The sequence below is a fragment of the Methanoregula sp. genome (assembly GCF_049690535.1).
Lineage (GTDB): Archaea > Halobacteriota > Methanomicrobia > Methanomicrobiales > Methanospirillaceae > Methanoregula.
The window spans coordinates 1-7,512 of sequence record NZ_JBAVMX010000067.1 but is presented as its reverse complement, the minus strand read 5'-3'; the positions used below and the strand labels follow the sequence as shown (position 1 = coordinate 7,512).

The 7,512-nt window shown below is 62.6% G+C and carries 8 protein-coding genes; all 8 read right to left on the bottom strand.

Annotated features, from left to right (window positions below; genetic code table 11):
- On the bottom strand, positions 1–658 hold a 658-nt coding region (gene aroC, locus WCE46_RS05060; RefSeq protein WP_424732613.1), incomplete at its 3' end, for a chorismate synthase.
- A complete protein-coding gene (gene aroE, locus WCE46_RS05055; protein WP_424732612.1) occupies positions 655–2,046 on the bottom strand; it encodes a shikimate dehydrogenase in 1,392 nt (463 codons plus the stop codon). The genes aroC and aroE, both read right to left, overlap by 4 nt.
- Positions 2,043–3,308, bottom strand: coding sequence for a 3-phosphoshikimate 1-carboxyvinyltransferase (gene aroA / locus WCE46_RS05050; RefSeq protein WP_424732611.1), 1,266 nt, complete (start codon positions 3,306–3,308; stop codon positions 2,043–2,045). The genes aroE and aroA overlap by 4 nt, the downstream gene beginning before the upstream one ends.
- A complete protein-coding gene (locus tag WCE46_RS05045; protein WP_424732610.1) occupies positions 3,305–4,096 on the bottom strand; it encodes a prephenate dehydratase in 792 nt (263 codons plus the stop codon). Before WCE46_RS05045 ends, aroA begins: the two co-directional genes overlap by 4 nt.
- Complete coding sequence (locus tag WCE46_RS05040; RefSeq protein ID WP_424732609.1) at positions 4,093–4,917, bottom strand: prephenate dehydrogenase/arogenate dehydrogenase family protein; 825 nt, start codon at positions 4,915–4,917, stop codon at positions 4,093–4,095. Before WCE46_RS05040 ends, WCE46_RS05045 begins: the two co-directional genes overlap by 4 nt.
- Before the next feature lie 2 nt (positions 4,918–4,919).
- Entirely contained in the window at positions 4,920–5,912 is a 993-nt protein-coding gene (locus tag WCE46_RS05035; RefSeq protein ID WP_424732608.1) for a 3-dehydroquinate synthase II, read from the bottom strand.
- On the bottom strand, positions 5,909–6,694 hold the full coding sequence (locus tag WCE46_RS05030) for a 2-amino-3,7-dideoxy-D-threo-hept-6-ulosonate synthase (RefSeq protein ID WP_424732607.1): 786 nt from the start codon (positions 6,692–6,694) through the stop codon (positions 5,909–5,911). The genes WCE46_RS05035 and WCE46_RS05030 overlap by 4 nt, the downstream gene beginning before the upstream one ends.
- A 10-nt stretch (positions 6,695–6,704) precedes the next feature.
- Entirely contained in the window at positions 6,705–7,496 is a 792-nt protein-coding gene (locus tag WCE46_RS05025) for a 2-amino-3,7-dideoxy-D-threo-hept-6-ulosonate synthase (RefSeq protein ID WP_424732606.1), read from the bottom strand.
- Between the last annotated feature and the right edge of the window lie 16 nt (positions 7,497–7,512).

The window sequence follows — 7,512 nt, the reverse complement described above, 5'->3', positions numbered from 1 at the left end:
CCCCCTTGACCGCGCCGATCCCCATCATGGCGCCGGCGATTGCCGCGTCAAGTTTCCCGAAGACCGGGTCACCGAGGCCGGTCGGGCAGCCGGTGGCCACAATCTCCGCGATCCCGCCGACCGAGTCCCCGGCCGCTTTTGCCGCGAGGATCTCATGTTCGATCTCATGAGGGGCGGTTTTGCCATGCACGGACACGATCCGGCCGGTAACCGCGATCCCTTTTGTCGCGAGGTACTTCAGCGCCACGGCCCCGGCTGCGACCCGGCCGACCGTTTCCCTGCCCGAGCTCCGGCCGCCGCCCCGGTGGTCCCGGATACCGTACTTCTCCTGGTACGTGAAATCCGCGTGGCCGGGCCGGAATTTCTCCCGGAGCGCCTCGTAGTCCCCGGAATGCACGTCCCGGTTTTTCACCAGGAGCGCGATGGGCGCGCCGGTCGTCTGTCCTTCAAACACTCCCGAGAGGATCTCGACCGTATCGCTCTCGCTCCGGGCCGACATGAGCGGAGACGTGCCCGGCCGGCGCCGGTCGAGGAGCGGCTGGATGTCGGCCGGTGATAATCCGAGACGGGCCGGGCACCCGTCGATAACGGCGCCCACGGCCGGTCCATGGCTCTCGCCAAATGTCGTGACTGCGAAATTTTTGCCAAAGGTGTTCATGCCAGTATCTCCCTGATGACTGTATCGGGCACATCGATCCCAAAGAAGAGCCGGAACTGCTCCCGTGCCTGGTAGATAAAGACCTCGGTACCGGTGATGGTTGTGCAGCCGGCTTTTCGTGCAGCCGCAATCAGGGGGGTTACCGGAGGTGTGTACACAAGATCAAATACGGTCATCTCCTTTTTGAGCTGATCGTCACGCAGCGGGCTCCTCGTATCCGGCTGCATGCCAAGAGAGGTCGCGTTCACGACCAGATCCGGGTTTATCCAGTCAAAAGCGTTCCACGTCCGCCACCGGCAGCCGAACTGCTCCGCGAGCGTCCGTGCTCTCTCCGGTGTCCGGTTCAGGATCGTGACCTCCATGTCCAGGTTCGTGAGCGCGTAGGCAGCCGCTGCGGCGACGCCCCCGGCACCAAGCAGCACTGCACGGGTGCCTGAAAAGCCGGTAAGGGGTTTTTGTATGCCCAGCCAGTCCGAGTTGTAACCCTGCGCAGCCCCGCAGGAAAAGACCACCGTGTTAACCGCCCCGATCTGCTGTGCCGCATCATCATCGATCTCATCGAGATATGGCATCACACTCCGTTTGAAGGGAATGGTAACCGAGAGCCCTTTTGCATCGATGTCGCGGGCTACCTGCAGGATCGTAGCGATCGATGGGTTTTCAAACCGGGTGTAATGGCAGTTCAGGTTGTATCTCTCGAAGAGCCGGTTGAAGAGCAGGGGACTTTTGCTGTGGGAACAGGGGTAGCCGGCGATACCGAGGAACCGGGTCTGCACATCGCGATCGGGACTGGTCAGCAGGGATTCAAGCCGGTGGAGTTCGGGTGCTCCGGGAGCGTCGGTTGCAAACCACCGGAACGCCGCCTCCTGCACCTGCGGGGGGACGGTACCCTGTTCGAGAAGGGAGAGGATCCGGCCTGCCGCCTGTTCCGTCGATGTCGTGCTTGTGTCCACGCAGAAGTCTGCCGCTGCGGCGTACTGCCAGCGCCGGCGGGACATCACCTGCGCAATCTCTTCTTCCGGGGGCAGGCTGGTGAGCGGCGGGCGGGGGCTCTTTTGGAGCCTTTTTTGGATGGTCCCGATGTCTGAAGTCAGGAGCACGCATACGCTTCCGGCCCGGAGGTGTTCCATGTTTGCCGGGTCCGTCACGGCGCCGCCGCCGGTACCGACAACACAGTCGCCGACGGGGAGCCCGACGATCACGTCGCGTTCCAGCGCACGGAACCGTGCCTCCCCGTCATTTTTGAAGATCTCGGGGATCGTGCGGCCGCTTTTCTGTTCGATGAGGGCATCGGTGTCCACAAACGGTACATTCAGCCGCCGGGCAAGGATGGCGCCGATGCCGGTCTTTCCGGTCCCACGGTAGCCGAAAAGCACGATCCGCTTCATTCCATCACTCCTTTGATTGCATCCCAGAACCCCGGGAACGATTTGTTCACGCACTCCGCACCGGAGATCGTCACCCCGCCGACCCCAAGACCAAGGACGGCAAAGCTCATCGCGGTCCTGTGGTCGTTTGCCGGGTCGATGGTGCCGCCGTGGAGTGCGGCCGGCTGGATGATGATCCGGTCTTCGCCGGTGTTTGCGACACAGCCGAGCTGGCGCAGGCGCTTTACTGTGACGTCAAGCCGGTCGCTCTCCTTGTATTTCAGATGGCCGATGCCGGTGATCATGGTGGGGGTCTTTGCCACGGCTGCAACCATGCAGAGCGTCTGGACTGTGTCGGGGGCCGAGGACATGTCGATGGTGATCCCGGTAAGGGGGCCTTCATGTTCGACCATGACCCCGTCGTGGGCGTACGTGACATCGCAGCCCATCTTCCGGAGCGCATCAAGGAAAAGCCGGTCTCCCTGTACGGATTCCGGGTTGAGGCCGGTGACTGCCACCCTGCCGCCGCAGATCGCCGCGAGCGCAAAGAAATACGAGGCCGACGAGTAGTCCCCTTCGATGACGTACGTGTGGCCGGTGTAATGATCCTGGTTACTGACTGCGAACTGCCGGTAGCCTTCGCGCCGGATCACGGCGCCGAAATCGGTCATGACCCCGGCCGTGATATCGAGATAGGACTGCGACGCGGGAGTTCCCGTGATCGAGAGCGTGACCTCGTGGTGGGCATAGGGGGCGGCCATCAGGACCGAAGAGGCGAACTGGCTGCTCGATGACCCGTCTATTGTGGCGCTTCCGCCGAGAAGGCGGCCACCGATGGTGAGCGGGGGATACCCGGGCTTTTTTGCGAATACGACCATTCCTCCCAGATCGGAAAGGGTGCCGGCAAGCGGGCCGACCGGCCGCTCCTGCATACGGGCGCTTCCGGTGAACGTGACCGGGTTATCGCAGAGCAGTGCCGTGGACGCGAGCAGGCGCAGCGAGGTGCCCGAGTTGTCGAGGTCGAGCACGGTGCCCGGCGGGCAGGACAGTTTTCCGTCGCAGCCTTCGATGGTCACGCTGCGTTCTCCGGCTTCAAGCGGGATGCCGAGCTTGCGGAGTGCAGCCATCGTGAGCTGTGTGTCGTCGGAGATAAGCGGGTTGACGATCGTACTCGTGCCCCGGGCAAGGGCTGCGGCGATAAGGGCACGATGCGTGTAGCTCTTCGACGGCGGTGCGGCAACCGTGAGGTCAATTTCGTGCCGCTGGGGGAGGGTGACGATCATGGTGGTACCTCGATCTTCGGGTAACAACCCAGTTTTCGTACCGTGGTAATTGCCATGAGCTCAGAAAGTGCCTCGTCGGTCTGCCCGGTCACGGCATAATCGAGGAAGAAGACATACGTTCCCATGCCGCGTTTGGTGGGCCTCGACTCGATCCGGGTCAGGTTGATCCCCCGCCGGGCAAAGACGCCGAGGAGGTCATAGAGCAGCCCGGCCCGGTCTGTGTCCGGGTCGATGAGGAGGCTGCACTTGCCGGGCCGGCAGCCGGGCCCGGGGGTTTTTGAGATCCTCACAAACCGGGTCGTATTCTCCTGGTTGTTCTCGACGTTTCGTTCAATGATCGGGATCTTATAGATCGCTGCTGCCGATTCCGGGAGGATCGCCCCGGCGTTTGGGGTCTTCTTTGCCTCAAGGGCACTGGAGGCGTTGCTGCTCGTGTGGATCACCGGGACTGCCAGCCGCTCGATGTACCTGCTGCACTGCTCGTGGGTCTGCGGGTGGGCGTAGATCACCCGGATCTTATCGGCCGGCACGAGAGCAGCGAGGTTGTGGTGGATCGGCATGTACATCTCCGCGGTGATCGCGAGGTTGTTGTGGGAAAGCCCGTCCATGGTCTCCCCGACAGCGCCAGCCTCGGAGTTCTCGATGGGCACGATCCCGTCCCCTTCTCCCGCCGCAACTGCGGCAAAGATGCCGTGGATGGTGGGTTTGAGGACAAGGGGATCGCAGGCAAGTTTTCGTGCGAGCTCGTGGGAGAACGTCCCTTCGGGGCCGAGCGTGATGACCGTCATTTCTTCACCATGCATTCGATGAGGGTATCGGTCAGGTCCTGCCCGCGTTTGCAGTAGGTGCCGAGGTGCCGGGTGTCCTGCCTGAAAAATTCTGCAAAGGCATCCGGGTCGCCCGATGTTACGATCTCTGCAAGGTCGCCGGCTGCCGACCGGCAGGCTGCGATCACCTCAGGAACAAACGGATTCTGTTCGAGGATATCGGCATAGAGCGCCGGGTCCTGCGAGAGGAGCCGGCCGACAAGGCCGAGCTCGATCTGGTAGACCGGGCTCATGTACGCCTCGGTTGCCCCGATATCGGTACCCAGCCGGCGCAGGGTGTCGGCCATGCAGATCGTGACAAAGTGCGTGAGCCCCTGCACGACCGCCATCATCCGGTCGTGTTCCTCCGGGGTCGCGAGCGTGCAGACCGCACCTTCGCGGGTGAAGATGCCTGCGAGGTAGTCGAGCGCCGCATCGGTCGTGCGGGCGGGGCAGACCACGATGGTCTGGCCGGCAATCGAAGATACCGTCGGCCCGAACATCGGGTGGAGCCCGATCACCTGCGCCTTTGACCGGAGCATGGCGGCGACGGGTGCGACCTTGAGCGAGGTAAAATCGCAGAGCAGCTGATCGTCCCGCATCACGGGCGCAATCTCCCCGATGACCCGGACGGTGTCCCGGATCGGTACCGAGACAATCACGATGTCGCAGGACTCTGCAAGCTGTTCGTTCGTGAGCGCGGTCGAGCGGCCCGAAACGAGGGTCTCGTAGCCGGCCCGCTCAAAGACGGGACAAAAGAGCTGGCCCATCTTCCCGGTTCCGCCGATAATGCCTGCCTTCATGCTCACTTCTCTCGGATCGTCTCTTTGACCGGCATGCCAAAATGCCTGCCGCTTTCAAGCGCACAGCCAAGGATAGGATCTCCGGCTGCAAGGTTCACGACCGATATGGCGTTCCCGTCGGGAGTGACGAGCCGGATCGTCTCTGCGTTCTGGAGGATGAGACTCGCCTTTGCGCCGCTCCCTTCGGCTTTCGCTTCCACGAGCAGCAGGGGCCGGCGCTCGATCTTTGTCCTGCCCACGATTGCGGAACGGGCCGCGCCGTGGCTGTCGGCGACAAGCACCTGCCCGCCGATGGAGAGATCAGATAGGTACGCGGTCTTCCCGTCAGGGAGCAGGATATATGCGTGCACTGCGCCGGCGTTCACCCGGAACGGGCGGGGCGCGACGTACGGGTTCTCCAGCGTCTCGGCGTGCACAAGGAGCATGGCAGACGAGGTGTTCCCCATCAGCATGCCGTCGCCGTCGACAAGCATCGAGCAGGTATCCACGCAGACCCGGTCGCCCATCCCGACGGGCTGGATCTTCGTGACCGTGAACGGGACGAGGCTGACCGTGCCGGCCTGGCTTTTTATGAGTGCCGCGACTGCTTTTACCACGGACGGATCCGTAGTCTTGAGGAGGATACCATACACGCCTTTCTCAAGGACGTGGAGCGCGAGTTCTGCCTCGTGCGTGTCCTTCACGGCGGCGACGATCCGGTCCGACTGGGCGACGAGGTTTTCGAGCGGGATGACCGTCCAGTCGCTTGTCGTGACGACCACGATCCGGTTCTTTCCTTTCGCTGCCGCATCGTTCTCGCTTGCCTTGTCCGTGATGCTGCACTCAATGACATCTGTTCCGGGTCTGAGGTCGCCATCGGGTGCGACCGTTGTGATCCGCCCGAGCCTCTTTACGTCCTCTGCCCGGTCGGTGACGATCGCGTCCGCGCCGCTCTCGATCGCGGTCGTCGCTATATCCTTGTTCCACGGGCGGCAGTCCACCCAGAACTGTTTCATTGAGGCTGCTCCAGCGCCTTCTTCGGGTCGACCTTGTTGTGCACGACCCGGCAGAGGGCGTGGACAAACGCCCGGGTGTCGTTTCTCTGGAATGCATTCCTCCCCATGCAGACACCGGCCCCGCCGGCCGCAACGGAATCCCGGATCAGTTCGAGCGATTCAAGATCGCTTATCTTCTCGCCGCCGGCGACAAAGACCGGCACCGAGCAGGCTTTGGTGATCCGGGCAAATGCCTCGGGGTTCCCCGGGTAACTGGTCTTGATCATGTCGGCGCCGAGCTCTTCAGCCACCCTGACGCACTGCCCGATGGTCTGGGGCGAGGCCGGGTCGATGCCCTTTCCCCTCGGGTAGATCATGACAAGGAGCGGCATGCCCCAGCGGTTGCAGTCCCGGACGATCTTTGCGCCGGACTCAAGCATCTTCGACTCGTTCGGAGCGCCGAGGTTGATGTGGATGGATACCCCGTCAGCGCCGAGCGCGATCGCTTCCTCCACGGTGCAGACGAGCACCTTGTCGTTCGGGTCCGGGTTGAGCGAGGTGCTGCCCGAGAGGTGCACGAACAACCCGATGTCCCGTCCGTGCCGCCGGTGCCCGCGCTTGACCATGCCCTTGTGGAGGACAATCGCGTTTGCCCCGCCTTCGCTCACATCGGTGATGACTTTTGTCATGTCCAGCAGGCCGTCGATCTGGCCCATGGAAAACCCGTGGTCCATCGGGATGATCACGGCCCGTCCCGTGTTCCTGTCCATTATCCGCTCGATCCGTATTTCTTTTCCAATCATGATTGCCACCTCAACCGTTGAGGACTTTGAGCGCTTCCTCGACGCTCTTGTTCTGGTGCACGATACATGCCGCGGCCCGGACGAACTTGTCCGGTGTCCGGTGCTGGAAGGCGTTCCTGCCGATCGAGATCCCGGCAGCCCCGCCCGCCATCGCGCCCTCTATTAATTCCAATGTTGTGCGGTCATCCGTCTTTGAACCTCCGGCAACCACGACCGGCACCGGGCAGCCCCGTGTCACTTCGCGGAAGGACTCGGGATCGCCGGTGTACACGGTCTTTACGATATCGGCGCCGAGCTCCGCTGCCACCCGTGTGGCGAGCTTCACCTGGTCGAGATCGTTGTTCGTCTTGATGTTCTTCCCCCGGGGGTACATCATCGCAAGGAGCGGCATCCCCCATTCCATGCATTCGACCGCGACCATCCCGAGGTCCTGGAGCATCTTTGCCTCGGACTCAGCCCCGATGTTCACGTGCATCGAGACCGCGTCGGCGCCCATCTTTAAGGCGTTTGTCACCGAGTTCACGAGCACCTTCTCATTTGGGTCCGGCGCAAGTTTCGTGCTTGCCGACAGGTGCAGGATAAGGCCGATGTCCCGGCCTCCCTGCCGGTGGCCGTGCAGCGCAAGCCCCACATGCCCGATCACCGCGTTTGCCCCGCCATCTGCGATCAGGTTCACGGTCTGGCCCATATCGATCAGGCCCGGGATCGGCCCGTCAGAGACCCCGTGATCCATCGGTACGATGACGGTTTTTTTCGTATTACGGTTCATGATCCTTTCCAGACGAATTTCCTTACCTCTCATAATCAACAACTCCCCC

Excerpts from the sequence above, each read along its gene's own strand:
- WCE46_RS05040 (WP_424732609.1), bottom strand. The coding sequence starts at position 4,917 with ATGAAGGCAGGCATTATCGGCGGAACCGGGAAGATGGGCCAGCTCTTT.
- WCE46_RS05030 (WP_424732607.1), bottom strand. The coding sequence starts at position 6,694 with ATGATTGGAAAAGAAATACGGATCGAGCGGATAATGGACAGGAACACG.
- aroA (WP_424732611.1), bottom strand. The coding sequence starts at position 3,308 with ATGATCGTCACCCTCCCCCAGCGGCACGAAATTGACCTCACGGTTGCC.
- WCE46_RS05045 (WP_424732610.1), bottom strand. The coding sequence starts at position 4,096 with ATGACGGTCATCACGCTCGGCCCCGAAGGGACGTTCTCCCACGAGCTC.
- aroE (WP_424732612.1), bottom strand. The coding sequence starts at position 2,046 with ATGAAGCGGATCGTGCTTTTCGGCTACCGTGGGACCGGAAAGACCGGC.
- WCE46_RS05025 (WP_424732606.1), bottom strand. The coding sequence starts at position 7,496 with ATGAGAGGTAAGGAAATTCGTCTGGAAAGGATCATGAACCGTAATACG.
- WCE46_RS05035 (WP_424732608.1), bottom strand. The coding sequence starts at position 5,912 with ATGAAACAGTTCTGGGTGGACTGCCGCCCGTGGAACAAGGATATAGCG.